The organism is Bradyrhizobium sp. UFLA05-125 (genome assembly GCF_059803515.1).
Genome location: NZ_JBANBJ010000048.1, coordinates 1 through 26,544, shown reverse-complemented (window position 1 = coordinate 26,544; position 26,544 = coordinate 1). Strand labels below are relative to the sequence as shown.

General features: G+C 64.4%; 25 protein-coding genes and 1 pseudogene. 22 read left to right on the top strand and 4 right to left on the bottom strand.

Features of this window, described 5'->3' with window-relative positions; translation table 11 throughout:
- The first annotated feature begins 179 nt into the window (after window positions 1-179).
- The 10 genes from SO156_RS31390 to ccoS all read left to right on the top strand — a co-directional run bounded on the left by SO156_RS31390 (window position 180) and on the right by ccoS (window position 9,623).
- Window positions 180-1,013, top strand: coding sequence for a universal stress protein (locus SO156_RS31390; RefSeq protein ID WP_498537469.1), 834 nt, complete (start codon window positions 180-182; stop codon window positions 1,011-1,013).
- Between the two features lie 35 nt (window positions 1,014-1,048).
- Window positions 1,049-1,474, top strand: a complete 426-nt coding sequence (locus SO156_RS31385) for a CBS domain-containing protein (RefSeq protein ID WP_498537468.1) — start codon at window positions 1,049-1,051, stop codon at window positions 1,472-1,474.
- 214 nt (window positions 1,475-1,688) lie between these two features.
- Window positions 1,689-3,338, top strand: a complete 1,650-nt coding sequence (gene ccoN / locus SO156_RS31380; protein WP_458144460.1) for a cytochrome-c oxidase, cbb3-type subunit I — start codon at window positions 1,689-1,691, stop codon at window positions 3,336-3,338.
- An 11-nt stretch (window positions 3,339-3,349) separates the two neighbouring features.
- The gene (gene ccoO, locus SO156_RS31375) at window positions 3,350-4,084 is read left to right on the top strand and encodes a cytochrome-c oxidase, cbb3-type subunit II (RefSeq protein WP_458144459.1); all 735 of its coding nucleotides are present in this window, start codon (window positions 3,350-3,352) and stop codon (window positions 4,082-4,084) included.
- Window positions 4,085-4,097: 13 nt separating this feature from the next.
- On the top strand, window positions 4,098-4,262 hold the full coding sequence (locus SO156_RS31370; RefSeq protein ID WP_283036562.1) for a cbb3-type cytochrome oxidase subunit 3: 165 nt from the start codon (window positions 4,098-4,100) through the stop codon (window positions 4,260-4,262).
- Between the two features lie 6 nt (window positions 4,263-4,268).
- A complete protein-coding gene (ccoP, locus tag SO156_RS31365) occupies window positions 4,269-5,141 on the top strand; it encodes a cytochrome-c oxidase, cbb3-type subunit III (protein ID WP_498537467.1) in 873 nt (290 codons plus the stop codon).
- Between the two features lie 113 nt (window positions 5,142-5,254).
- Complete coding sequence (gene ccoG / locus SO156_RS31360) at window positions 5,255-6,721, top strand: cytochrome c oxidase accessory protein CcoG (protein ID WP_498537466.1); 1,467 nt, start codon at window positions 5,255-5,257, stop codon at window positions 6,719-6,721.
- Between the two features lie 21 nt (window positions 6,722-6,742).
- Complete coding sequence (locus SO156_RS31355) at window positions 6,743-7,237, top strand: FixH family protein (RefSeq protein WP_458144456.1); 495 nt, start codon at window positions 6,743-6,745, stop codon at window positions 7,235-7,237.
- 11 nt (window positions 7,238-7,248) lie between these two features.
- Window positions 7,249-9,453 carry a cation-translocating P-type ATPase gene (locus tag SO156_RS31350; protein WP_498537465.1) on the top strand — a complete coding sequence of 735 codons (2,205 nt, stop codon included), beginning with the start codon at window positions 7,249-7,251 and terminating at the stop codon, window positions 9,451-9,453.
- Window positions 9,441-9,623 carry a cbb3-type cytochrome oxidase assembly protein CcoS gene (gene ccoS / locus SO156_RS31345; protein ID WP_498537464.1) on the top strand — a complete coding sequence of 61 codons (183 nt, stop codon included), beginning with the start codon at window positions 9,441-9,443 and terminating at the stop codon, window positions 9,621-9,623. The genes SO156_RS31350 and ccoS overlap by 13 nt, the downstream gene beginning before the upstream one ends.
- On the opposite strand, the gene SO156_RS31340 is transcribed toward ccoS, so the two are convergent.
- The gene (locus tag SO156_RS31340) at window positions 9,620-10,828 is read right to left on the bottom strand and encodes an MFS transporter (protein ID WP_498537463.1); all 1,209 of its coding nucleotides are present in this window, start codon (window positions 10,826-10,828) and stop codon (window positions 9,620-9,622) included. The two genes, ccoS and SO156_RS31340, sit on opposite strands and share 4 nt — an antisense overlap.
- Window positions 10,829-10,982: 154 nt before the next feature.
- Window positions 10,983-11,459, bottom strand: a complete 477-nt coding sequence (locus tag SO156_RS31335) for a cupin domain-containing protein (RefSeq protein WP_498537462.1) — start codon at window positions 11,457-11,459, stop codon at window positions 10,983-10,985.
- 271 nt (window positions 11,460-11,730) lie between these two features.
- Here SO156_RS31335 and SO156_RS31330 point away from each other — a divergent pair, with 271 nt between their 5' ends.
- Both SO156_RS31330 and SO156_RS31325 read left to right on the top strand, forming a co-directional pair.
- The gene (locus SO156_RS31330; RefSeq protein ID WP_498537461.1) at window positions 11,731-12,447 is read left to right on the top strand and encodes a peroxiredoxin-like family protein; all 717 of its coding nucleotides are present in this window, start codon (window positions 11,731-11,733) and stop codon (window positions 12,445-12,447) included.
- 247 nt (window positions 12,448-12,694) lie between these two features.
- Window positions 12,695-12,880 (top strand): hypothetical protein, encoded by a 186-nt coding sequence (locus SO156_RS31325; protein WP_458144450.1) that lies wholly within the window; start codon window positions 12,695-12,697, stop codon window positions 12,878-12,880.
- A gap of 149 nt (window positions 12,881-13,029) precedes the next feature.
- On the opposite strand, the gene SO156_RS31320 is transcribed toward SO156_RS31325, so the two are convergent.
- Window positions 13,030-13,917 (bottom strand): LysR family transcriptional regulator, encoded by an 888-nt coding sequence (locus tag SO156_RS31320; protein WP_498537460.1) that lies wholly within the window; start codon window positions 13,915-13,917, stop codon window positions 13,030-13,032.
- Between the two features lie 202 nt (window positions 13,918-14,119).
- On the opposite strand from SO156_RS31320, the gene SO156_RS31315 reads away from it, so the two are divergent.
- Both SO156_RS31315 and SO156_RS31310 read left to right on the top strand, forming a co-directional pair.
- Complete coding sequence (locus SO156_RS31315) at window positions 14,120-15,262, top strand: patatin-like phospholipase family protein (protein ID WP_498537459.1); 1,143 nt, start codon at window positions 14,120-14,122, stop codon at window positions 15,260-15,262.
- A 65-nt stretch (window positions 15,263-15,327) separates the two neighbouring features.
- Window positions 15,328-16,266 carry an oxygenase MpaB family protein gene (locus tag SO156_RS31310; RefSeq protein ID WP_458144447.1) on the top strand — a complete coding sequence of 313 codons (939 nt, stop codon included), beginning with the start codon at window positions 15,328-15,330 and terminating at the stop codon, window positions 16,264-16,266.
- Between the two features lie 24 nt (window positions 16,267-16,290).
- Here SO156_RS31310 and glgA read toward each other — a convergent pair whose 3' ends face one another.
- Window positions 16,291-17,706 carry a glycogen synthase GlgA gene (glgA, locus tag SO156_RS31305; RefSeq protein ID WP_458144446.1) on the bottom strand — a complete coding sequence of 472 codons (1,416 nt, stop codon included), beginning with the start codon at window positions 17,704-17,706 and terminating at the stop codon, window positions 16,291-16,293.
- Between the two features lie 183 nt (window positions 17,707-17,889).
- Between glgA and SO156_RS31300 the strand changes: the two are divergent.
- The 8 genes and pseudogenes from SO156_RS31300 to SO156_RS31265 form a co-directional block, all read left to right on the top strand.
- Window positions 17,890-18,073: pseudogene (locus SO156_RS31300) on the top strand (CoA transferase); the annotation flags it as partial.
- A gap of 379 nt (window positions 18,074-18,452) precedes the next feature.
- Window positions 18,453-19,997: an ABC transporter substrate-binding protein gene (locus tag SO156_RS31295; protein ID WP_498537458.1), complete on the top strand. Its 1,545-nt coding sequence runs from the start codon at window positions 18,453-18,455 to the stop codon at window positions 19,995-19,997.
- A 6-nt stretch (window positions 19,998-20,003) separates the two neighbouring features.
- Window positions 20,004-20,954, top strand: a complete 951-nt coding sequence (locus SO156_RS31290; RefSeq protein WP_458144444.1) for an ABC transporter permease — start codon at window positions 20,004-20,006, stop codon at window positions 20,952-20,954.
- A complete protein-coding gene (locus tag SO156_RS31285) occupies window positions 20,941-21,813 on the top strand; it encodes an ABC transporter permease (RefSeq protein WP_498537457.1) in 873 nt (290 codons plus the stop codon). The genes SO156_RS31290 and SO156_RS31285 overlap by 14 nt, the downstream gene beginning before the upstream one ends.
- Complete coding sequence (locus SO156_RS31280) at window positions 21,810-22,802, top strand: ABC transporter ATP-binding protein (protein WP_498537456.1); 993 nt, start codon at window positions 21,810-21,812, stop codon at window positions 22,800-22,802. Before SO156_RS31285 ends, SO156_RS31280 begins: the two co-directional genes overlap by 4 nt.
- Window positions 22,799-23,779, top strand: a complete 981-nt coding sequence (locus SO156_RS31275; protein WP_458144441.1) for an ABC transporter ATP-binding protein — start codon at window positions 22,799-22,801, stop codon at window positions 23,777-23,779. The genes SO156_RS31280 and SO156_RS31275 overlap by 4 nt, the downstream gene beginning before the upstream one ends.
- Before the next feature lie 81 nt (window positions 23,780-23,860).
- Entirely contained in the window at window positions 23,861-24,928 is a 1,068-nt protein-coding gene (locus SO156_RS31270) for an alcohol dehydrogenase (RefSeq protein WP_498537455.1), read from the top strand.
- A 131-nt stretch (window positions 24,929-25,059) separates the two neighbouring features.
- Window positions 25,060-26,139 carry an isocitrate/isopropylmalate dehydrogenase family protein gene (locus SO156_RS31265; RefSeq protein ID WP_498537454.1) on the top strand — a complete coding sequence of 360 codons (1,080 nt, stop codon included), beginning with the start codon at window positions 25,060-25,062 and terminating at the stop codon, window positions 26,137-26,139.
- Window positions 26,140-26,544 lie beyond the last annotated feature (405 nt).

Sequence of the window (26,544 nt, the reverse complement as noted above, 5' to 3'; positions counted from 1 at the left end):
GTTCCGCGACCGCAATTTCGCGCATGGCCGCCCCGGAGACAAGTTCGGCGATCGGCACCTCGCGGCGAGGTGACCAGTCCAGCGGTAACCCGAACCGTTTGCTGGCTTGATCTATCTCATCCCGCGCCCACCGCAATACGCCTAGCATGGCCGGGATCTGCAGGTTCGGGAGATTTGGAATGACATACGCGACCGTCATGGTCGGCATGGCGCTTGGTCAGCCCAATGAGGCGAGGCTTGAGATCGCGGGCGAGCTTGCGGAGCGCTTCGAGGCGGCGATCGTCGGAGTTGCTGCGGCGCAGTTCGCGCCGCCCCTCTATTTCACCGACGGTGCCGAGGCGCAGCGCCTGATCGACCAGGGCGAGGCCTCGGTCCGGCGGCGCCTTGCCGAGCTGGAGGGACAATTCCGTGCCGCAACCAGGAATCGCGGAGGGCACGTCGAGTGGCGCGGCGCGATCGATTTCCCGGCTCATTACGCGCTGCAGCAGGCGCGCTGCGCCGACATCATCGTCAGCGGCGGGCAAAGCCCGGCCTTCTCGGACGCCTTCTCGCTTGCGAGCCCCAAGGATCTGGTGATGCAGGCTGGCCGTCCGCTGCTGGTCGTGCCTGACAGCGCCAACTGGCTTGATCTGCGCAGCGTGCTGGTGGCCTGGAAGGATACGCCGGAGGCGCGGCGTGCGGTCGTCGATTCACTGCCGCTGCTGCGCAAGGCGAAGGAGATCACGATCGTCGCGATTCCGGAGCCGGATGACGACCGTCCGGCGGTGCTCGCCTCCGTCACCGACGTCGTTTCGTGGCTCGTCCGCCATGGCGTCACGGCGACCGCACGGGTGTCGGAAACGGGCCGGAACGAAACCGCAGCTGACCATTTGGGTAAGTTGGCTGCCGACGTCGGAGCCGGCCTGATCGTTGCCGGCGCCTACGGCCATTCGCGGTTCCGCGAATTGGTCCTCGGCGGCGTCACGCAATATCTGCTCACCCAGTCAGCCCGTTGCGTGCTGCTATCGCACTGACATCGGTTGACTGAAAGACAATCAGAGGACGCGCCGTGTACAGATTCCTTGAACAGACCACCGACGGCTACATGACGCGCAACGTCAAGACCGTGGTGCGCGATCTCAACATGCTCGAGCTCAGCGAGATGTTCGAGCGCGACGACTTCAACGGCTATCCGGTCGAGGAGGACGGGCAGGTCGTCGGCATCGTCACCAAGTTCGATATCCTGAAATGCTTCGCTTTCACGCCGAGCCAGATGGTGCCGCGCTATCTCGACCTGATGAATCGCAAGGTCGGCGACGTCATGACGCCGGAATTCATCTACGTTCACCCCGACACGCGGTTGACCCGCGTGCTCCAGCTCATGGTCGAGCATCGGATTCGGAGCATCATCGTGCTCGACGGAACGCAAAAGCTCGTCGGCATCATCGCGCGGGAGGACGTCATCACCGCGCTCAAGGCCACCGCGCGCGACTAGCGATCAGGCTGGATCATTTTTGCGACATCCGGGCTCCGCGAAATTGCCCGAGCTGCGCCAGTCGTGCGCGCGAAAAACGCACGTAAGCGACTGATATTGCTTCCCGATGTCCTGTCGATCGGGGGTGCCGGAAATCCGCTTTTCTTGATTTCAATCAATTCCTCGCGAGCATGAATATGGTTTCTGGCTCCGTGTTCTTTCAGAGAGAATCCGCATGAGCCAGCCCTCCATTTCCAAATCCATGACCATCGGTGAAAGCGGCCTGGCGGCAGTGTTCGCAGTCACGGCCTTCCTTTGCGTGGTCGCGGCAGCCAAGGCGATCGATTCGCCCTTCGCCTTCCATGCTTCGCTGAGCGCTGCGGCGAGCGTCGCGGCTGTCTTCGTCATTCTCAACCGCTACTTCGAGCGCCCTGCGGCGCTGCCGCCCGCGGAGATCAATGGCCGGCCGAACTACAATATGGGGCCGATCAAGTTCTCCGCCTTCATGTCGATGTTCTGGGGCATCGCCGGCTTCCTGGTCGGCTTGATCATCGCCTCGCAGCTCGCCTGGCCCACGCTCAACTTCGATCTGCCATGGACGAGTTTTGGCCGCCTGCGTCCGCTGCATACCTCGGCAGTGATCTTCGCGTTCGGCGGCAATGTGCTGATCGCATCCTCCTTCTACGTCGTGCAGAAGTCGTGCCGTGTCCGGCTTGCCGGCGATCTCGCGCCCTGGTTCGTCGTGGTCGGCTACAACTTCTTCATCCTCGTGGCCGGCACCGGCTATCTGCTCGGCGTCACCCAGTCCAAGGAATATGCCGAGCCGGAATGGTATGCGGACCTCTGGCTGACCATCGTCTGGGTGACCTATCTGCTCGTCTTCCTCGTCACGGTGATCAAGCGCCGGGAACCACACATCTTCGTCGCGAACTGGTTCTATCTCGCCTTCATCGTCACGATCGCCGTCCTGCATCTCGGCAACAATCCCGCGCTGCCGGTGTCGGTATTCGGATCCAAGTCCTACGTCGCCTGGGCCGGCGTTCAGGACGCGATGTTTCAGTGGTGGTACGGCCACAACGCGGTCGGCTTCTTCCTGACCGCTGGCTTCCTCGCCATCATGTACTACTTCATCCCCAAGCGCGCGGAGCGGCCGATCTATTCCTACCGGCTCTCCATCATCCACTTCTGGTCGCTGATCTTCCTCTACATCTGGGCCGGCCCGCACCACCTGCACTACACGGCGCTGCCGGACTGGACGCAGACGCTCGGCATGACCTTCTCGGTGATGCTGTGGATGCCCTCCTGGGGCGGCATGATCAACGGCCTGATGACGCTGTCGGGCGCCTGGGACAAGCTGCGCACCGATCCCGTGCTGCGCATGCTGGTGGTCTCCGTCGCGTTCTACGGCATGTCGACCTTCGAAGGTCCGATGATGTCGATCAAGGTCGTCAACTCGCTCAGCCACTACACCGACTGGACCATCGGCCACGTGCATTCCGGTGCGCTCGGCTGGGTCGGCTTCGTCTCCTTCGGCGCGCTGTATTGCCTCGTACCATGGGCCTGGAACCGTAAGGGCCTCTACAGCCTCAAGCTCGTCAACTGGCACTTCTGGATCGCGACGCTCGGCATCGTCCTCTACATCTCGGCGATGTGGGTGTCTGGCATCCTCCAGGGCCTGATGTGGCGCGCCTACACCTCGCTCGGCTTTCTCGAATATTCCTTCATCGAAACCGTGGAAGCGATGCATCCCTTCTACGTCATCCGTGCGGCCGGCGGAGGGTTGTTCCTGATCGGCTCGCTGATCATGGCCTACAACCTCTGGATGACCGTGCGCGTCGGCGAGGCGGAAGTGCAGTTGCCCGTCGCTCTTCAGCCGGCGGAATGAGGAGCTCAGCAATGTCGTTCTGGTCACGCCACCAAATCTTCGAAAAGAACTCGATCGTCCTGGTCGTCGGCATCCTGCTGGTGATCTCGATCGGTGGTCTCGTCGAGATCGCGCCGCTGTTCTACCTCAAGAGCACGATCGAGGTGGTCGACGGCGTGCGGCCTTATACGCCGCTTGAGCTCGCCGGCCGCAACATCTACGTCCGCGAGGGCTGCTATCTCTGCCACTCGCAGATGATCCGTCCGCTGCGCGATGAGGTCGAGCGCTACGGTCACTTCTCGCTCGCCGCCGAGAGCATGTACGACCACCCGTTCCAGTGGGGCTCCAAGCGTACCGGTCCCGATCTTGCCCGCGTCGGCGCCAAATATTCGGACGACTGGCACGTGACCCATTTGACCAACCCGCGCGCCATCGTGCCGCAGTCGGTGATGCCGGGCTATCCCTTCCTGGCCGAGAATGAAGTCGATCCCACCACGATTGCCGATCACATGCGGACGCTCAAGGCCGTCGGCGTCCCCTACAGCGATGACCAGATCGCCAATGCGGCCAATGACCTGAAGGCGCAGGCCGATCCGGACAATGCCGGCAGCGATGCCTTCACCAAGCGCTACGCCAAGGCGGCGGTGCGCAATTTCGACGGCAAGCCGGGCGCCCCGAGCGAGATGGACGCGCTGATCGCCTACCTCCAGATGCTCGGCACGCTCGTCGACTTCAAGCTCTACAACGAGAAAGCCAATCTCCGCTGAGAAGGCATCAACGATGAAAGCAATTCTGACAGTCCACAACCTTGCGTCCGATCTCGTGACGACGATCTGGACCCCGGCCTTCGTCGCGATTTTCCTCGCGATCGTCGCCTATGCATTCTGGCCGCGCAACAAGGCCGCTTTCGACGAAGCGGCGCGATTGCCGTTGCGCGAGGAGTAAGGGATCATGACCGATCACGGTGAACTCGACAGTGTCTCCGGCAAGACCACGACCGGACACGAATGGGATGGCATCAAGGAGCTGAACACGCCGCTGCCGCGCTGGTGGCTGGTGACGTTCTATCTCACCATCGTCTGGGCGATCGGCTACTGGATCGTCTATCCGGCCTGGCCATTGATCTCGAGCAATACCACCGGTCTGCTGGGCTATTCGACGCGCGCCAGCCTCGCAGTGGAGCTCGCCAACCTCGAGGCCGCCCGCGGCGAGAAGATGGCGGCGCTGGCGGCGGCTCCGCTCGCCGACATCGAGAAGGATCCGGCGCTGCTGGCGCTCGCACGTGCCAAGGGCAGGGTCGTGTTCGGCGACAATTGCGCGCCGTGCCACGGCAGCGGCGCCGCCGGCGCCAAGGGCTTCCCGAACCTAAATGACGACGACTGGCTATGGGGCGGCACGCTCGAACAGATCATGCAGACCATCCAGTTTGGCGCGCGGTCCGGTCACGCCAAGACCCATGAGGGCCAGATGCTCGCTTTCGGCAAGGACGGCGTGCTGAAGCCCGACGAGATCGTCACGGTCGCCAACTACGTGCGCTCGCTCTCGGGCCTGCCGACCCGGCAGGGCTATGACGCTGCCAAGGGCGAAAAGATCTTCACTGAGAATTGCGTCGCCTGCCATGGCGACGGTGGCAAGGGCAACCAGGAGATGGGCGCGCCCAACCTGACCGACAAGATCTGGCTGTATGGCTCGGACGAGGCGACCCTGATCGAGACCATCAGCCAGGGCCGCGCCGGTGTCATGCCGGCGTGGGAGGGACGGCTTGATCCCGCCACCCTCAAGGCGATGGTGGTCTACGTTCACTCGCTCGGCGGCGGCAAGTAAGCGAAGGCTGCTTAGGCAATCGAGGGGCGGGGAAACCCGCCCCCGTTGAGCTGGATCAACTGTACGGTCGGAATTCGATCTAGCTTCAATCGTACCCGCAAACGGATCGAGCGATGAACACGGCCGCGAACCCGAACGAGCTCACACAGGAAGACGACTACGGGCCGCTCTACGCGTCCCGCAAGAAAGTCTACCCCCAAAGCGTCTCGGGCACGTTCCGCCGGACCAAATGGGGGCTGATGGCATTCTGCCTCGGCGTCTACTATTTCCTGCCGTTCGTGCGTTGGAACCGCGGCCTTGGCGCCCCCAGCCAGGCGGTGCTGATCGATCTGCCCAACAGCCGCTTCTATTTCTTCTTCATCGAGCTGTGGCCGCAGGAGGTCTATTACTTCACCGGCCTGTTGATCGTAGCTGCGGTGGCGCTGTTCCTGATGAACTCGATCGGCGGTCGGATCTGGTGCGGATATCTCTGTCCGCAGACGGTCTGGACCGACCTGTTCTACGCCGTCGAGCGCCTGATCGAGGGCGATCGGCGCGAGCGCATGAAAAAGGACGCCGCGTCCGACCCGATGAAGCTCGAGCGCATCTCCGAGATCGTGCTCAAGCATTCGATCTGGCTCCTGATCGCCTGGTGGACTGGCGGCGCCTGGGTGCTCTACTTCAATGATGCGCCGACACTGGTGAAGGAGCTCGTCACCTTCCAGGCGCCGATGATCGCCTATGTCTGGATCTGCATTCTCACCGCGACGACCTATCTGCTCGCCGGCTACATGCGCGAGCAGGTCTGCACTTACATGTGCCCGTGGCCGCGCATCCAGGCCGCGCTCACCGACGAATGGGCGCTCAACGTCACCTACCGCTACGATCGCGGCGAGAAGCGCACGTCGGTCAAGAAGGCCGCCGAGCTGCGCGCGCTCGGCGAGCAGGTCGGCGACTGCGTCGACTGCTATCAGTGCGTCGCGGTCTGTCCGACCGGCATCGACATCCGCAATGGGCCGCAGATGGAATGCATCCAGTGCGGCCTGTGCATCGATGCCTGCGATACCGTGATGACCAAGATCGGTCGGCCAACCCGTCTGATCGCCTATGACAACGACATCAACATCCAGCGCCGCCAGCAAGGCAAGTCACCGATCTATCGCATCGTGCGGCCTCGCACCATCGTCTACAGCGCGATCATCGTGATCATCGGTGGCATCATGCTCTATGCGCTGCTGACCCGCAGCCTGCTCGACGTCAACGTGCTGCACGACCGCAACCCGATTGCCGTCAAGCTGAGCGACGGCTCGATCCGCAATGCCTACACGGTCCGGCTGCTCAACAAGCGCGGCTTCGACCGCGTCATCGCGTTCGACGTCGACGGGCCCGTGAATGCCAAGGTCCATGTCGTCGGCGTCGATTCCGTCACGCCGGACCGGCCGATGGTCGTGATCGGTCGTGACCAGACCGCGGAATTGCGGCTGCTGGTGACGGCGCCGGCCGAGAGCAATCCGGAGAAATCGATCCCGGTCCATTTCCACGTCACCGATATCGGGCTCGGCGAGGTCGCCACCGCCACCGACAATTTCGTCGCGCCCTGAGAGCATCGTTTGGAGTTCGCCATGGCATCCGCCGCACCGAAGCCTCTGACCGGCACCACGGTCCTCATCATTCTGGTTGCGTTTTTCGGCGTCGTGATCGGCGTCAACGTCACCATGATGAAGCTTGCGATCGCGACGCTTCCCGGTACCGACGTCGACAGTCCCTATGCCGCCGGTCTCACCTACGAGAAGGAGATCGCGGCTGCGCGGGGGCAGGCGGAGCGGAAGTGGGAGGTCGACGCGAAGATCGAGCGCAGCGCCGATGGCGGCGCGACGGTGCGGATCGAGGCCCGTGACGCCACCGGCCGCCCGGTCACCGGCCTGAAATTCTCAGGGCGACTGGAGCGGCCGATCGACAAGCGCGCCGATCTTTCCGTCGAGCTCGCCGAGATCGGCATCGGAGTCTATGGCGGCAACGCGAAAGCCGTCGCACCGGGGCAGTGGGATCTCGTACTCGAGGGCGATGCGCGCGGTGAGCGCATGTTCATGTCGCGCAATCGCGTGATCCTGAACTGAAGGAAGTCCTCATGCAGGTCTCGCGCGACTTCTCCCATTATGTTCGTGCCGCGGGTGACGGGCTCCGGCACATGGATCTCGCCGTCGAGGGCGTGCACTGCGCCGGCTGCATGGCGAAGATCGAGCGCGGTCTCTCCGCCATTCCCGACGTGACGCTGGCGCGGGTAAATCTCACCGACCGCCGCGTCGCGCTGGAATGGAAGGAGGGCACGCTCGATCCCGCGCGCTTCATCGATCGGCTCGAGGAGCTCGGCTACAAGGCCTATCCTTACGAGACGGCAAGCGCGGAGGCGATCGAGGTCGCCGAGTCGCGCTTCCTGCTGCGCTGCCTCGGCGTTGCAGCCTTCGCCACCATGAACGTGATGATGCTGTCGATCCCGGTGTGGTCCGGCAATGTCAGCGACATGCTGCCCGAGCAGCGCGATTTCTTCCACTGGCTGTCGGCGCTGATTGCGCTCCCGGCCGCGGCCTATGCCGGCCAGCCGTTCTTCCGCTCGGCCTGGCGCGCGCTGTCGGCGAAGACCACCAACATGGACGTTCCGATCTCGATCGGGGTGACCCTCGCGCTCGGCATGTCCGTGGTCGAGACCATCCACCACGCCGAGCACGCCTATTTCGATGCCGCGATCATGCTGCTGACGTTCCTCCTGGTCGGGCGCGTCCTCGACCAGAACATGCGACGGCGGACGCGTGCGGTCGCCGGAAATCTGGCGGCGCTGAAGGCCGAGACCGTGGCAAAGTTCGTCGGCCCCGACGAGATCTCGCAGGTGCCGGTCGCCGCAATCGATCCGGGCGACATCGTGCTGCTGCGGCCCGGCGAACGCTGCGCCGTCGACGGCACCGTGATCGAGGGCCGCTCGGAGATCGATCAGAGTCTGATCACCGGCGAGACGCTCTATGTCACGGCTGACAAGGGCACGCCGGTCTACGCCGGCTCGATGAACATCTCCGGCACGTTGCGGGTTCGCGTCTCGGCGGCGTCGGAGGCGACGTTGCTTGCGGAGATCACCCGCCTGCTCGACAACGCGCTTCAAGCGCGCTCGCGCTATCGGCGGCTCGCCGATCGGGCTTCGCGTCTCTACGCGCCGGTGGTGCATGCCACCGCGCTCCTCACCATCCTCGGCTGGGTGTTGGCTGGGGCAGGCTGGCATGATGCGATCGTCACCGGCGTCGCCGTGCTGATCATCACCTGTCCTTGCGCGCTCGGACTTGCGATCCCGACGGTGCAGACGGTGGCCTCGGGCGCGATGTTCAAATCCGGCGTGCTGCTCAACGCCGGTGACGCGATCGAGCGGTTGGCGGAGGCCGATCACATTATCTTCGACAAGACCGGCACGCTGACGCTGCCGGATCTCGACGTGGTCAATGCGGCGGCGATCCCTGCCGATATCCTGGCGCTTGCCGGGCAGCTCGCGCTGTCGAGCCATCATCCCGTCGCGACCGCGGTGGCGCAGGCTGCCGGTGCAAAATCTCCGATCGTAGGCGCGGTCGAGGAGGCCGGGCAGGGCGTGCGCGCGAGCGTCGACGGCATCGAGATCCGCCTTGGCCGGCCGTCCTTCTGCGGTGCCGAAGAACTCATGAAGAGCAGCGCCGATCTCGACCCGGAAGCGTCCATCGTCGCCTTCAACAGGGGGGCGGAGAAGTTCATCTTCACGGTGCGGCAGGCCCTGCGCCCGGATGCGGTCACGGTGATCTCGGCGCTGAAGGCGCGCAATGTCGGCATCGAGATCCTCTCCGGCGACCGCGAGCCAGCGGTAAGGGCAGCGGCAGATGCGCTTGGCATTCCCGAGTGGCGGGCTGGTGTCACACCGGCCGACAAGATCGCGCGGATCGAGGAGCTGAAGCGGCGCGGCACACGCGTGCTGATGGTCGGCGACGGCATGAACGATGCGCCATCGCTTGCTGCGGCCCACGTCTCGATGTCGCCGATCTCGGCCGCGCATCTCAGCCAGGCGACCGCGGACCTCGTTTTCCTCGGCAAGCCGCTGACGCCGGTCGTGACGGCCGTCGATGATGCCCGCAAGGCGTTGCACCTGATGCGGCAAAATCTCTGGCTTGCGATCGGCTACAACATCCTGGCGGTGCCGATTGCCATCAGCGGCGTCGTGACGCCGTTGATCGCGGCGGCCGCAATGAGCGGATCGTCGATCCTGGTCATGCTGAACGCGCTGCGCGCGCGCAGCGCCTCGCGGGGGAACATATCATGGAAGTCCTGATCATCCTCGTTCCTCTGGCGCTGGGGCTCGGGCTTGCCGGCCTCGTCGCCTTCCTGTGGTCGCTGAAGAGCGGGCAGTATGACGATCTCGACGGGGCGGCCTGGCGCGCCATCGCCGATGACGATCCGCCGCAGGAGCCGCGGCCTGATTTGGCGCAGGTGAAGCGCTAGGCGTCGCTTCGGAGCGCAAACGTCAGCAGTGCCGCAGCAGCCAGGGCCGTTCCGACGCCGGTGACGCAGGCCATCCACCCATAGGCATCGAACAGCCGACCAAGCAGCGCGGTGCCGATGAGACCGCCACTGAAATAGCAGGCCAGATACGTTCCACTGGCGACGCCGCGGTTCTCGGTGGCCGCCTGTCCGACGTAGCCGGTCGCGGCGGCCTGCGCGAAGAAGGTGCCGACGCCAACCAGCACCATGCCGGCGAGCACGTTGACCAGATTTGCAGTCAGTGTCAGGGGCAGACCGAGCGCGGCAACGCCGAGCGCCGCCCAGATCGTCGGTCGCGTTCCGATGCGTGCTACGGCGCGTCCGGCGAGAAGGGTGGTGAAGACCGAGGGCAGGAAGACCAGGTAGACGAGGCCGAGTTCCATCATTCCGAGCGATAGCGGGGGCAGCACCAGCACGAAGTTGACGAAGGTGAAGGTGCCGATGAAGGCGAACAGGATGCAGAAGCCGAGACCGAAGGCGGCGCGCAGCCGCGGACTGCGCCAATGTGCCGACATCGCGTCGAATGGAGACGCCGCCGGCGTCATCGTTTGCATCGGCCGGGCGCGCTGGATGGTGAAATAGACGAGCACGGCGCCCGCGAGATTAAGTGCAGCAAAGAAGTAGAAGTTCCAGGCCAGACCGAGACTGTCGGCAATTGCGGCCGCGATAAGTCGGCCGATCAGATTGCTGGCGACATTGACCGTGATGTACGCGGCGAACGCACCGCCCGCATCCATCGCGCTGCACTGCTCGCCGAGATAGGCGAGCGTCAGCGCGAATGCGGAGGCCATGCAGAGGCCCTGGATGACGCGCAAGCCGGTGAAGATCGCGAGGTTGGGCGCCCACGCGAGCAGACTGGTGGGGAAGGCGAGCAAGGTCAGGCTCAGCAGAATGCCAAGCCGTCGATCGATGTGCGGGCTGAAGAAGCCGACAACGAGGCTGGCGATTGCCATGCCGAAGGTACTCGCATTGACGGCAAAACCCATGGCTGCCGGTGTCACGCCGTAATGCCGTGTCAATGAAGGAAGGATCGCCTGGGTGGCAAACAGGTCGACCACGGTGAGGAAAGCGGTCAGACCGATGATGATGGAGCGGAGGAGCGTGCCCGGCGAATGCCGGCTCATCTCCATTGCAAGCGGCTTCATGCGTGCGGACAGAGCGGTCATGATGCGATGCCCTAAAACGGTCGGTGTCATTCCGGGATGGTGCGTAAGGACCGGACCTCCGAGCGCAATTGCGCTTCGGGGATTCTCGAGATTCCGGGTTCGGCTCTTCGAGCCGCCCCCGGAATGACGAGGCGATGGCTGCAACAAGGCTGCTTTACATATTGTGGTCGCGCGGATCCTTGCGGACGTCGCCGACGTAGAGAATGACGGTCTCCTTGCCGAGGTTCTTCCACCAATGCGAGGTGCCGTAGACCTCCGGGCGGAGATCGCCTGCCTTGTGCACGATCGGATCGATACAGTTGGAGGCGTATTCGACGATCTCGCCCTGCTGCACGAAGATCAGGGCGGGGCGGTCGTCATGGCTGTGCCACGGCACGATGCCGCCGGGCTCGATCGTCAACTTTCGGAAGCGCAGCTCGCGCTCCCTGATGTTGGCGGGCTGCTTTTCGAGGTCGATGGAGCCAAGCGTGACGTCGGTGACGCCGACCGGCTTGTAGTCGACCATCTGGCGTGCATTCGGCTTGATCTTGTCGGCCGGACATTCGCCGGCGAACGCCGGTTGTGCCGCGACAGCGCCGATGAGAGCAAGGCCCGCCCACACTGCGCGCGACAGGATTGGATGCTTGAACATGGAACTTCTCCTCTGTTGGCCGCGGCCTCGTTGATGGCCGGCTGTGGGGTCAGCCTGGTCGAAGGGAGGTCTCCGATGAAATGCCATCTCGCTCTCGACGCGATAGCCCCGCGCTATCGATAGGCGGCGGCTATCGAACCGATTGGGCATCGGCATTTCCGCCTTCGCGCGGTCCGGCGTTCGATGTGCACTGACCCGCGTTCGCGTGACCGGCCCTTGCGGGCGGCGCCGCGACGAACCTAGTATTCGACCCATGACGCCGGAGCGGAAAATGATGTCCCTCTCACCAGCCGATGCCGAACAGCTCAGGCTCGCCTTCCAGCGTTGCCGCGACATGGATGGCACGCTCAACGAGCAGCTACGGGCCTATGCCGATGCCGGTCGCGAGATCTTTCCGGCCTATGGCACGGCGGTCGATCGCCTGGTCGCGCGGCTCGCCGAAAACGGCGGCGGCGAAAACGCACCGCGCCCGGGCGACGCAATGCCGCCGTTCATGCTGCCCGACGAGAACGGCGAGCTGATCGCGCTGCCTTCGCTGCTGGCGCGTGGCCCAGCGGCCGTCATGTTCTTCCGCGGCCATTGGTGTCCCTACTGCCGGCTGAATGTGCGCGCGGTGACCGAGGCGCATGATCGTATCAAGACGATGGGCGCCCAGATCGTCGCAATCATGCCGGAGACGCAGGAATATTCGGAGAAGTTCAAGGCCGAGTCCGGCGCGCCGTTCCCGGTGCTCACCGACCTCGACAATGGCTACGCGCTCTCGCTCAACCTGGCGATCTGGCTCGGGGTCGAGATTCAGCGGCTCCTTTCCTATCAGGACATGGCCAAGTTCCACGGCAACGACGGCTGGATCCTGCCGATCCCCGCGGTCTTCGTCGTCGGTCGCGACGGCATCGTCAAGGCGCGCTTCGTCGATCCCGACTTCCGCAAGCGCATGGAGATCGACGATCTGCTTGAGGCGTTGGAAAGCGCGAGCAGGGAGAAGTAGATTTCGACGAGTTCGATGCACGTGGGACAGGCGCATTCACGTTGAGCCCCGAAAATCGCAGCGCGGCTAAACGTACGATAATGCGGGCAGGGTCGCATTGTGCTTCAACTGATACGCGAGGACTTGCCTGCTCCCGTGGGCACGCGACCACTCCGGCGCCACCCGTTGGGTGGCGCGTCACTAATCGAGAAGTCCAAATCCACAACACTGTCCAACAAAGCTCACCTACCAAGGGAGGTAAATACCCATGGCACCAGACGAACCTGATCAGGCCACCCCGAGCGCGGAGCCAACCGCAGAGCCGACGCCCAGCCCGGCCGTCGAGGCTACGCCCGAGCAGAAGACCGCCGTCTCTTCGGAACCGCTCGAGGCCCCGGGCGAGCCCGTAGCCGAGCCGCCACCGGCCGAGGGCGAGCAGCAGGCGCCTGCGTAACCGACTGGTGGGAAAGCACAGGGCCGCAAAAAACTTGCGGCCCGCTGCGTGAGCGAGTTCAGATGCAAGATGATCACGCGCGGAGAGAGAACTTACCCGTCTCGCCGCTGCGCAGCGAGCCAAGAGCGTAAGAGCGCGAGATTCATTCTCTACCCCGCAATCTCCCGCCAGTCCGCGCCGCGCAGCATGCGCATGACGGCGGAGGCGACGGCGGTGCGCTGGCGGCCGGCGACGCCGTAGAGGTTGACGGTGCGGCGGGCATCAAGCCCTGCTACCGACGTGCGCCTGAGGCTCTCCGGCAGCGGCGAGGTGTGCGGCACCATGGCGACGCCGATATCGGCCTCGACCAGCTCGATCAGGTCGCGCTCGCTCGAAACCTCGTGGCTGTGATCGACGTCGATGCCGTGCTCGCGCAGGCTTGCCGAGATACGCGTTGCGTGCTCGCAGTAGCTTCGGCTGAGCAGCTGCTCGGAGCGCAGATCGTCGAATTCGATCGTGCTGAGCTCGGCGAGCGGATGGCCCTTGCCGATGACGAGCTCGAAATTCTCGGTGAACAGCGGCCAGACGTCGAGCCGCCCCCAGGCTTCGTCGATCTCGGCGGCGATGCCGAGCTCGGCCTCGCCCTTCTTGAGGAACTCGCCGACCTCGCGGCTCGAGCCGCGCAGGAAGCGGAATTCGAGCCGATTGAACTGCCGCTTGATCTGGTTGAGATGCGGGATGAGCAGGGCGAGATCGATCGAATGCGTCAGCGCGATGCGTAGCGCGCCGATCTCGCCGCTCCTGAAGGATGAGGCGAGCGAGCGCGCGCCGGCCGCGGCCTCGTAGCACTGCTTGAGCAGCGGATGCATGCGCTGGCCGAGCTCGGTCAATTGTGCCGCCGGCCGTTCGCGCCGAAACAGGTCACCGCCGAGCTCGGCTTCGAGCTGCTTGATCGCGCGGGTCAGCGATGGCTGCGTCACGTTGCACTCCTCGGCCGCGCGCGTGAAATTCAAAAGCTGGGCCACCGCGAGAAAATAGCGGACCTGGTGCATCTCCATGGATCGGCTCCCCGGCAAGATCGAGGCGAATCTAGCCGATCAGGGTGGGGAATGACATCCCGCCCACGATAGCGCGCACGTATGGTTTCGGAAGCCAACCGGCATTTCCGTTGTGTTCGGCAATTGGTCAAAAGAGCATGGCGTAACAATCGCGCTGAGCTTGCGAATATTCGAGCGGTGCCGCGCGATGGGAGACGGACACATGCAAGATATGACGCAGCACATCAAGTCGAGAGACCTGCCGGGTCAGGTCGTGCTCGTACTCCAGGGCGGCGGCGCGCTTGGCTCCTACCAGGCCGGCGTCTACCAGGCGCTGCACGAGGCCGGCATCGAGCCGGACTGGATCATCGGCACCTCGATCGGTGCAATCAACGCCAGCCTCATTGCTGGTAATGCGCCGCAACATCGGTTGTCGCGGCTGAAGGAGTTCTGGATGCGGATGGAGCAAAATCCGGTCTGGAATCTGCGCACCGCATTTCCCGGCTTCAACGAGAAGCTCGCCTATTGGTCGACTATCACCAACGGCATACCCGGCTTCTTCCGACCCAATCCGCTGGCGCATGCCGGCGACTCCTTTCCGCTGGGCGCCGATCATGCCGGCTTCTACTCGACCGCGCCGCTGGAGAAAACGCTTTCCGAGCTCGTCGATTTTAGCCTGATCAACCGCTGCACGCCGCGTCTCACGGTCGGCGCCGCACACGTCCGCACCAGCCGGATGCGCTATTTCGACAGCCGCGACGGCGACCTGACGGTGAGGCACGTCATGGCCTCGGGCGCGCTGCCGCCGGCCTTTCCGGCCGTGCGCATCGATGGCGAGCTCTATTGGGATGGCGGCATCCTCTCGAATACGCCGACGGAAGCCGTATTCGACGACAATCCGCGCAAGGACTCGCTGATCTTCGCCGTGCATCTGTGGAATCCGGTCGGTGGCGAGCCGACCACGATGGCGGAGGTGCTGAACCGTCACAAGGACGTGCAATATTCCAGCCGGATCGCAAGCCACATCGCGCGGCAGCAGCAGGCGCACCGGTTGCGCCACGTCATCAACCAGCTCGCCGCGCGGTTGCCTGAGAGCGAGCGCAGCGATCCTACGGTGCGCGCGCTGACGAGCTATGGCTGTCCGACGCGGATGCATGTGGTGCGGCTGCTCGCGCCGCAGCTCGACCGCGAGACCCACACCAAGGACATCGACTTCAGCCCGTCCGGCATCATGCGGCGCTGGGACGCAGGTTATCTCCATACGCGATCGGTGCTGGCGCGCGCGCCGTGGATCGGCGAGTTCGATCCGCTCTCGGGCGTGGTGTTGCACGATAATCCTGATATCCTGCCTGTCGCGGCGGAGTAGCGCGGCGGAGTCTCTTCGGCTCATCCGCGTGATCTTCGCAATTGGCCCCAAGCGGATGTTGCAAAGTGATTTCCGAGAAGGACCTGGAGTCTTCGCTCGATCATATCAGGAGCAAGGCGGCTGGATCGACGGCGGGCATTTTTGGGCCGGCCTCACTGACCTGGCGAATTGACCGGGAGGCCGTGATTTTTCTCGGCGCCGGCCGTGCGCTGCTGCTTCAACTGGCGCACCCGTGGGTCGCTGCCGCCATCGCCGAGCACTCCAAAACGCTCGCTGACCCGATCGGTCGCTTCCATCGAACCTTCGACGTCATGTTTACGATGGTATTCGGCTCGCTCGATCAGGCGCTGACGGCTTCCCGCAAGCTGCATCGGCGCCACGCCGCGATCGTCGGCCGCTTGCCGGATGCCATCGGGTCGTTTGAAGCGAATTCGCACTACTGCGCCAATGAAGTCGCGGCGCTGCGTTGGGTTCACGCCACGCTCGTCGAGAGCGCGGTCATGGCGCACGATCTCGTCTTGCCGCCGTTCTCGGCCGACGAGCGCGAGCGATACTGGGCCGAATGCCGGCTTTTCGCAGCGATGTTCGGACTGACCCCGGGTGACCTGCCGGCGGATTGGCAATCCTTTCTCGCCTACACTGAAGCCATGACCCACTCGGAGGTTTTGACCGTTGGCACCGCGGCGCGCGAGGTGGCCGGACAAATTCTCGGGGGCGTCGGACGACAGTGGTTGCGGCCGCCCAAATGGTACCAGGCGCTGACGGCCCGGATGCTGCCCGAGCGACTGGGCGCGGGTTTTGGGTTGGCTTGTGACGAAGCCGACGACAGGGCGGCGGACCGCGCGCTCAAGTGGATACGACGCATCTACCCCCGGCTGCCCGCCCGCCTGCGCTATGTCGGTCCGTATCAGGAAGCGCGAGCACGACTGCGCGGCATGCCTCAGCCCGGCTGGATGACGCGATGTCTCAACAGGGCCTGGATCGGACGATCTTCGATCGGATGACCCGTCGTGACAGGCGAAGCCGCCTCACGCCGACGCGATCTTGCGATACAGCGCGCTGTAACAGGCGGCGGAAATATTCCAGCTGAACGACCGCGACATGGCGGTGCGGCGCATGGAGTCGAGGCGCTCCTGGGCCATGAAGGTCGTGAAGGCCCGGCGAACGCCGCCGAGGAAGGATTCATAGGATGGCTGCGCGAACAGGAAGCCAGTCTCGCCGTCGGTGATGGTTTCCGCAAGGCCGCCGGTCTGGTGGCCGATCGGCAGCGAGCCGAAGCGCTGGGCATACATCTGGCTGAGCCCGCAGGGCTCGAAGCGCGACGGCATCAGGGTGAAATCGCTGCCGGCGAAGATGCGCCGCGCCTGCGCGTCGTTGAAGCCGATGGCGACGCCGATCGCATCTGGCCGCCTGCGATGGGCGTTGATCAGCGCCTGCTCGAGCGCCGGCTCGCCGGAGCCGGTGACGACGATCTGCCCGCCGGCATCGATGATCTCGTCGGCCGCCGACAGCACGAGGTCGATGCCCTTTTGATGCACCAGCCGGGCGACGATGCCGAACATCGGTCCGCGCGACACCGCGAGCCCGAACTGCTTGCGCACATAGTCCGCGTTGGCCCGCTTGCCAGCCCAGTCGCCGGCGCCGAATTGCTGGGCGAGCTGCGCGCAATAGCGGGGGTCCCAGCTCTCGTCGATCCCGTTCAGGATGCCGGTGAGCTCGGCTGCCTCGGCGCGGGCGCGCAACAGGCCCTCGAGGCCGCAGCCGAATTCCGGCGTGGTGATCTCGCGCGCATAGGTCGCGCTGACGGTGGTCAGGTGCGAGGCGTAGACGAGGCCGGCCTTCAGGAAGGACAATTGATCGTAGAACTCGACACCGTCGATGTGGAAGGAGCTCTCGGGTGCGCCGATCCGCCGCAGCGCGTCTTTGGGGAAGAGGCCCTGATAGGCGAGGTTGTGGATGGTCAGGATCGACGGTAGCTTCGAGCCGCGCCAGGCGAGGTAGGCCGGCACGAGCGAGGCCTGCCAATCATTGGCATGGATCAGGTCTGCTGCCCAATTCTTGTCCAGGTTGCCCGTCGCGAGCTCAGCGGCTGCCGACGCCAAGCGCGCAAAACGGATGTCGTTGTCAGGCCAGTCGCGCCCACTTTCGTCGCCATAGGGATTGCCGGGGCGGTCGTAGAGCTGCGAGCAGAGCAGCACATAGACCGGCAGGCCGTCGCGCGTCGCGGCCCTGCCGAGTGTGCAGGCCGGCATCTCCGCGAGCGCCGGACAGCGGCCAACGATCTGAATATGCGTGAGTTGTTCGATGATGTCGCGATAGCCGGGCAGCATGATCCGAATATCGGCGAAGGGGCGGAGCGCTCGCGGGAGGGCAGCAGAAACGGCGCCGAGTCCGCCGACGCGGACAAAATCGTCCATCTCTGTCGTGACGAATAAGACCCTCAAGAACAGCCGCCCTCTTCCGAGCCCGTTTGCTGCTATGCAAGATCGGGTCCAGTTGCCCTCGGGAATTCCAAGCCCGTCCCTGGAAGCTGCCGTTCGGGTAAAGACTTTCCTATCGGCCGCCGCCATCTAGGGTCGGCGCTTCAACAAGCAAGAACGCGCGGGGTTCCTCAGAGCACTCCGGGGATGCAAGTAGCAGACAAGCGTGAGGGGACGACGACAAAGGCTTTTGCCGGCCTGCGGGGTGCTGGATTTTTCGACCACCAATGCCGGTCCCCGTTGCGCGCGGATGCTCGTCGACATGGGCGCCGAGGTCATCAAGATCGAGACCGAGGGCGGGGAGACGATGCGGACGCGCCCGCCGGTACGAGGGCGTGCCAGCGTCGGCCTATCGCACCGTCGCCGAGGCGTTGCGCGATCCGCAACTCGCGCATCGTCAGGCGCTGTCGGACATGAACGACGAGGGTGGCTCGTTCCAACCGCATGTCGCAGGCCGACACGACGCCTGGCATGACGATGGCTGCGCTGGGCGAGCACACGGACGCTTGGCTCGAGGGGGTCTCTCGCGCGAAGAGTTAATTCCGTCAGGCAAAACCTGAGCGAAGGCCGCGCTCGTGCGCTTCGGTCAAGTGAGATCTGCGTCGTGGCATCCTGCGCGCGTTCCTCTTGCCGAGCGCAGCGATTCTCGCCAATCTCGCCTGACGTCACGAGCGATCCGAAACATCGGACGCAGTCCTCGGGAGGGAACAATGACGAACGCAGTTGCCGCGGTGCGCAGGCTCGCGCCGATTTTTCTTGTCACGGCATTCGCCATTGTTCCGCTGCTGCGGCCAGCGCACGCGCAAAAATCCGGCGGCAGCATCACGGTCGGCCAGGAGCTCGACATTCCCGGCTTCGACCCGCTCAAGGTCGGTGTCTACGACAGCTCGACCTTCACGGCTGCGGCGGCGATCTTCGACACGCTGACCACGCTCGACGACAAGGGCGAGGCCGCGCCCAAGCTGGCAGTGTCCTGGACCCATTCCGACGACTACAAGAGCTGGACCTTCAAACTGCGCCAAGGCGTGAAATTCCACGACGGCACGCCGTTCAATGCGCAGGCCTTCAAGGAAAACTTCGACCGGCAGAAGGATCCCGCCAACAAGTGCCGCTGCGCCTTCTACATCACCAACGTCAAGGAGGTGCTGGCGCCCGACGAATACACCATCGTCTACAATCTGACCGATCCTTCGGTGAATCTGCCGGCGACGATCACCATCCAGAGCCAGAACAACGTCGTGCATTCGCCGACCGCCTGGAAGGCCAAGGGCGACGACTACAACCGCAATCCGGTCGGCACCGGTCCCTACATCCTGAAATCATGGACCGCGGGCGACCGCATGGTGCTGGAGAAGAACCCCGACTATTGGAACAAGGGCCATCCCTATCTCGATCGCATCATCCTGAAGCCGCTGCCGGATGCGCAGTCGCGGTTCGCCTCGCTGCAATCGGGCGAAGCCGACATCATCTGGGATGACGAGAACGACGCCGACAACATCATGAAGGCGCAGAAGGACCCCAAGTTGACCGTGCACACCTACAAGGGCTCGGGCGCGCAGGTCTACGCCTTCAACACCAAGGTCGCTCCCTTCGACGATGTCCGCGTGCGGCAGGCGCTGGTGATGGCGATCGACCGGCCGAAGATGTCGCAGGCGATCAGCAATGGCCTGAGCCGGCCCGCGACCAACCCCTATGGCGACGGCTCCTGGGTCAAGTGCAAGGACGACGGTGCGCTGCCGTTCGACGTCGAAAAGGCCAAGGCGCTGCTCAAGGACTACGGCAAGCCCGTCGACTTCAAGGTGCTGGTCACGGCGACGCCGCGCGGCCGCGTGATCGGCCAGGTGCTCCAGCAGTTCTGGAAGCGGATCGGCGCCAACATGGAGATCGAGCAGGTCGACCAGGCCACGATCCCGCCGCGCGCCTTCATGCGTCAGTTCCAGGTGACACCCTGGCGCATCGTCGATCTCGCCGATCCCGATCCGCAGATGTACGCGAACTTCCGCAGCGGCAGCCCGCTCGCGCTCGCCAGCTTTGCCGATCCGGAGCTCGACCGGCTGCTCGACCATGCGCGTGTCACCGCCGATACCGACAAGCGCATCGAGGACTATTGCGCGATCAGCCGCCTGATCAACAAGGAGGCGATCTGGTTCTGGACCTTCCAGAACACCTACTACGCGCTCTCGAGCGCAAAGCTGAAAGGCTTTCCGAAAATCTATAATGGCGTGGTCGACGTTTCCGACACCTGGCTGGACTGAGCGCAGATGCTCGCCTTCGTCATTCGGCGGCTCATTCATATCCTGCCGGTGCTGGCTGCCGTCTCGCTGCTCACCTTCCTGATCGCGTCGCTTCTGCCCGGCGATCTCGCCTACGTCATCCTTGGTGACCAGGCGACGCCGGAGAAGGTCGCAGCACTTCGCCACGACATGGGGCTCGATCAGCCGCTATGGTGGCGATACCTGAGCTGGCTCGGCCACGTGCTCCAGGGCGATCTTGGCCGCTCCTTCCGCACCGGGCAGACGGTGCTCCAGGCGGTCGCCGAACGGGTGCCGGTCTCGATCGAGTTGATGCTGCTCGCCGAATTTCTGGGACTGTTGATCGGTGTACCGCTTGCCATTGTCTGCGCGGCGCGCGCCGGCGGCCCGTTCGATCGCTTCATGACCGGCGGCGCATTCGCGATGCTGTCGTTGCCGTCGTTCCTGTCGGCGATCCTCCTGATCTACCTGTTCGCGGTGGAGCTGCACTGGCTGCCGGCGACCGGTTACGTGCCGTTCACTGAGGATCCGGTCGCCAATCTGCGCTTCTTCGTCCTGCCGGCGCTGACGCTGGCGCTCGCGGAATGGCCGGGCATCATGCGCGTGCTGCGCTCGGACATGATCGCCACCTTGCAGGAGGACTACATCGCGCTAGCCAAGGCCAAGGGCCTGACGCCGTCGCGCATCCTTTTCGTGCATGCGCTAAAGCCCTCGTCGCTGACGCTGGTGACCGTGACCGGCATCAATATCGGGCGGCTGATCGGCGGCACGCTGATCGTGGAATCGATCTTTGCGCTGCCGGGCCTCGGCCGGCTGTTGGTCGGCGCGATCTACACTCGGGACCTCATCATACTCCAGGGTGTGGTGCTGCTCGTCGCATCCGGCTTCGTCATCGTAAACTTCATCGTCGACATGCTCTATGCCGTCCTCGATCCCAGGATCCGCCATGGCCACGCTTGAGCTCTCGCTTCGGGAGGAGGCGGGGTCGGAGCCCAAGCGGCGCCGGCGGCGGCTCGGCCTGTTGTTCTGGCTGGCGATCGCCTGGCTTGCCCTGGTCTTTGCGCTTGCGATCCTGGCCCCGCTGCTGCCGCTGCAGAGCCCGACCGATATGGACATGCTGGAGCGCAGAGCCGCGTTCTCGGCCGAGCACTGGTTCGGCACCGATGGCCTGGGCCGTGATGAGCTTGCGCGTCTGGTCTTCGGCGCGCGCGTCTCGCTGACGGTCGGGTTGTTTGCGCCGATGATCGGCCTGAGCGTCGGCGGCGCGCTCGGCCTGCTTGCCGGTTACTTCCGCGGCCGCTTCGAGACGCTGGTGGTCGGCAGCATGGACGTCCTGCTCGCCTTTCCGCCGCTGGTCTTCGCGCTCGCAGTGACTGCCTATCTCGGCCAGTCGATTCCCAATCTCACCTTCATCCTGGGTGTGCTCGGAATCCCCGCCTTCATGCGGGTGGCGCGTGCGTCCACGCTGACGCTGGCGCGACGCGAATTCGTGATCGCGGCCGAGGCGCTCGGCGCCACGCATGCGCGCATCCTGCTGCGGGAGCTGTTGCCTAACGTCATCCTGCCGCTGCTCGCGTTCTTCCTGCTCGCAGTCGCCGTGACCATCGTGGTCGAGGGTGCGTTGTCGTTCCTGGGATTAGGCGTGCCGCCGCCGATGGCGAGCTGGGGCAGCATGATCGGGGAGGGGCGCGAGAGCCTCGACATCGCGCCACGGCTCGCCTTCCTGCCGGCGACCGCGCTGTTCCTCACCGTGCTGGCCTTCAATCTGGTTGGCGACACCTTGCGGGCACTCACCGACCCGCGTCAGGGGGCGCTGTGAGCGTGCCGCTATTGTCGATCGAGGACGTCGCGGTCGAGCTGCCGACGCCACGCGGCAATCTGCGTGCGGTGGATCATGTGGATCTTGCGCTGGAGGCGGGCCGCACGCTCGGCATCGTCGGCGAGTCCGGCTGCGGCAAGACCATGCTGTCGCGCGCTATCCTTCAGCTCCTGCCGAAGAAGGCGAAGCTCACCGGACGCGTGATGTTCGACGGCCAGGATCTGGTGCGGCTCGATAAGGAGAGCTTGCGGCGGCTGCGCGGGCGCGATCTTGCGGTCGTGTTTCAGGATCCGATGACCTCGCTCAATCCCGTGCTGACTATCGGCACGCAACTGATGGAGACGATCCAGGAGCACCTCGAGCTCGACACGCCGGCTGCGCGAAGGCGCAGCATCGAGCTGCTTGCGGCCGTCGGCATCCCGGCGCCGGAACAGCGGCTCGCGCAATATCCGCATCAATGCTCCGGTGGCATGCGCCAGCGCATCGCGATTGCCATCGCGCTGTCCTGCGAGCCAAAACTCCTGATCGCGGACGAGCCGACAACGGCGCTGGACGTGACCATCCAGGCGCAGATCCTCGATCTCCTGGCGCGCGAGCAGCACCGCCGCCACATGGCGATGATCCTGATCACCCATGATCTGGGCGTGGTCGCCGGCCGTGCTGACGAGGTTGCGGTGATGTATGCCGGCAGGGTGGTCGAACGCGCACCGACGCCTGCGCTCTTCAAGCGGATGCACATGCCCTACACCGAGGCGCTGCTGGCCGCGATCCCGAAGCTCGACACCGCGCCGCACACACCGCTGCCGGCGATCTCCGGCCGTCCGCCAGATCCGACCCGGCCCTTGCAAGGCTGCTCCTTCGCGCCGCGCTGCCGCTATGCCGCCGGCCGCTGCCATCAGGCGAAGCCGGAACTGACAGGCGCCGAAATGCCCGAACATCTCTACGCCTGCTTCCATCCGCTCCAGATGGCCGAAGGTCTCGACGCATGATGCAGATCGCCGCCCGCGCGCAGTCCGACGAGCCGCTGCTGAGAGTGGACAATCTGGTCGTCGAATATGGCCTCGGCAACAAGATCGTGCACGCGGTCTCCGGCGTCAGCCTCGAGGTCGCGCGCGGCGAGACGCTGGGGCTGGTCGGCGAGTCCGGCTGCGGCAAGTCGACGCTGGGGCGCGCGGTGCTGCAACTGCGCCGCGCCGAGTCCGGTCGCGTGCTGTTCGACGGCGAGGACCTGACGGCCATGCAGGGCGAGCCGCTGCGCAGGATGCGGCGCCGCGTCCAGCTCATCTTCCAGGATCCGATCGCCTCACTCAATCCGCGCCGGCGCATTGGCGACATCGTCGCAGAGCCCCTGATCATCGCCGGCATCAAGGATGCGAAGCGGCGCAGGCAGCTCGTCCACGAGGTCCTGGGCGCGGTCGGCCTCGATCCCGATCTGGTGGTCGGCCGCCTGCCGCATGAATTCTCCGGCGGCCAGTGCCAGCGCATCTCGATTGCGCGCTCGCTGGTGCTCAATCCCGAATTCATCGTCTGCGACGAACCGGTCTCGGCGCTCGACGTCTCGATCCGCGCGCAGATCCTCAATCTGCTGGAGGAGATGAAGGCGCGATTCGGCCTCACGCTGCTGTTCATCGCGCACGATCTGGCGGTGGTCAAAGCCGTCAGCGACCGGGTCGCCGTGATGTATCTCGGACGCCTCTGCGAGGTCGGACCATCAGAGCAATTGTTCGCAAAGCCCGCGCATCCCTACACGGCACTGCTGCTCGAGGCGATTCCGGTCCCCGATCCCGACGTGCGGCCAGCGGAAAGTGTCGCCACGGGTGAGCCGCCATCGCCGATCGCGCCGCCGTCGGGCTGCCGCTTCCGCACCCGCTGTCCGCGCGCGGATCAGCGATGCGCAGCGGAGATGCCTGAGCTGCGCGAGGTCGCGCCGGGCCAGCTCGCGGCTTGCCATCATCCGCTGACGTGACCTAAGACAGCGTCGTTTGTTTTGCTCCGCCGGACGTGGCAAGGTTGCGCTTGAAAACGAGAATTGAGCGGGAGAGACGCCATGAAGAGCTTCAAGGTCGCCGATTTCAAAGCGCCGCTGAAGGAGTTCGACGAGCCGACGCCGCAGCCCTCGGGCACGCAGGTGCTGATCAAGGTGAAGGCGGCCGGCGTCTGCCATAGCGACCTGCACATCTGGGAAGGCGGCTATGATCTCGGCCATGGCCGCAAGCCGCTCTCGTTGAAGGACCGTGGCATCGCGCTGCCCTTGACGATGGGACATGAGACGGTCGGAGAGATCCTGGCCTTTGGTCCCGACGTGAAACCGTCCGATCAGGGTGGCCTGAACAAGGGCGATGTTGGTCTCGTCTATCCCTGGATCGGCTGTGGAAAATGCGCGACGTGCCATTCCGGCGACGAGAACATGTGCCTGACGCCGCGCTCGCTCGGCGTCTATTGCGACGGCGGTTATGCCGATCACATGCTGGTGCCGCATCCGCGCTACCTTCTCAATCTCAGGGGGCTCGATCCCGCGACCACCGCGCCCTACGCGTGCTCGGGCGTCACCACCTACAGCGCGCTGAAAAAGGTCGAGCAGCATTTCGACACGCCGATCGTGATGTTCGGTGCCGGCGGCCTCGGCCTGATGGCGCTGTCGCTGCTCAAGGCCATGGGCGGCAAGGGCGCGATCATGGTCGATATCGATGCGAAGAAGCGCGAGGCGGCCGAAAAGGCCGGCGCGCTCGCCACCGTCGATCCCAAGGCGCCGGATGCGCTGGAACAGCTTGCCAGGAAGGCGGGCGGTCCGATCCGCGCGGTGATCGATCTCGTCGGCAACGCCGCGACCACGCAGCTCGGCTTCGACTGCCTGACCAAGGGCGGTAAGCTCGTCATCGTCGGCCTGTTCGGTGGCGGCGCCACCTGGGCGCTGCCGCTGATCCCGATCAAGGCAGTGACGATCCAGGGCAGCTATGTCGGCAATTTGCGCGAGACGCAGGAATTGCTCGACCTCGTTCGATCAAAGCAAGTGCCGCCGATCCCCGTGACGCCACTGCCGCTCAACAAGGCCAACGACGCGCTCGTGCAATTGCAGCAGGGTTCGGTGGTTGGACGCACGGTGTTGACACCGTAGCGAATGCTCATCCTTCGTCATTGCGAGCGAAGCGAAGCAATCCAGAAATCCATCCGCGGAGACAGCCTGGATTGCTTCGTCGCTCCGCTCCTCGCAATGACGAGTCTCTCTTCTTTTCGCTGAGGAATCCCATGTCTGCAAATAACGCGTTCCACATTGCCGTGCTCGCCGGTGACGGCATCGGTCCCGAAGTCATGGCGCCGGCGCTGGAGGTGCTGCGCAAGGTCGGCGAGAAGTCGGGCCTGAGCTTCCGCTTCACCGAGGCGCCGGCGGGTGCCAACAACTATCTCGCCACCGGCAAGTCGATGCCTGATACCACGATCAAGCTGTGCGAGGAGGCCGACGCGATCCTGCTCGGCGCGTGTGGGCTGCCGTCGGTGCGCTATCCCGACAATACCGAGATCATGCCTCAGGTCGAGCTGCGCTTTCACTTCGACCTCTATGCCGGCGTACGCCCGGCGCGCCTCATCCCGGGCGTGCCGAGCCCGATCGTCGGTGCCGATGCGCGCGGCATCGATCTCGTCGTGATCCGCGAGTCCACCGAGGGCCTGTTTGCGTCGATGGGAAAGGGCATCGTCACGCATGAGGATGCACGCGAGACGCTGGTCATTACGCGCAAGACGTCAGAGCGTCTGTTCGAATTCTCCTTCCGTCTGGCCGAGCGGCGCAAGTCGCGGGGTAAGCCGGGCGCGCTCACCTGCGTCGACAAGGCGAATGTGTTCAAGGCCTTTGCCTTCTTCCGCGACATGTTCGACGAGGCGGCGAAGCACCACCCCACAGTGAAGGCGGATCGCCTCTATGTCGATGCCTGCTCGGCGATGCTCGTGAAGCGACCCTGGGATTTCGACGTCATGGTGATGGAGAACATGTTCGGCGACATCCTCTCCGACCTTACCGCTGGCCTGATCGGCGGCATGGGAATGGCGCCGTCGGCCGACATTGGCGATCGCTACGCCGTGTTCCAGCCGTGCCACGGCACAGCGCCTGACATCATGGGGCAGGGCAAGGCCAATCCCACCGGCATGATCCTTTCGGCCGCGATGATGCTCGACTGGCTTGCCGACAAGCACGGTGTGGAAAGCGCAGCGGAGGCCGGCGAGCAAATTGAGCGCGCCGTGGATCAGGTCTATGCCGGTGGTATCAAGCCGATGGAGTTCGGCGGCCGCAACGGCACCGCGGACATCGCGAAAGCGGTGCTCGCGGCACTCTAGAGCATGATCCGGAAAAGTGCGGAGCGGTTTTCCGAAAAGATCATGCTCAAAAAATAACCTAAAGCGCGATGGCGATTTAGCCCAATCTCATCGCGCTCTAGGCAATGTACCCATAAAATGTATAGTTGCGTTCCGTGGCGTCCGCTTGTTCGCCGACTGCGACGCAATGGCTTTGCTTTAAGTCCTTTAGCACTCTCTGGGAAGGAGGCTGACGCATGAAGAAAATGACTGTCGCGTGTGCTCTCGGAACAGCCCTGATGCTGTGTAACCTTGGGACGTCCAGCGCTGACGCCCGGACGCGAAAGACCCAGGTCGTTCGTGAGCCACAGCAGAGGCTTGTTGTCACGGCGCCCGTGCTCAGGCCGACTCCGTGGGATTATAATATTGTTCCACGATATCGTTATC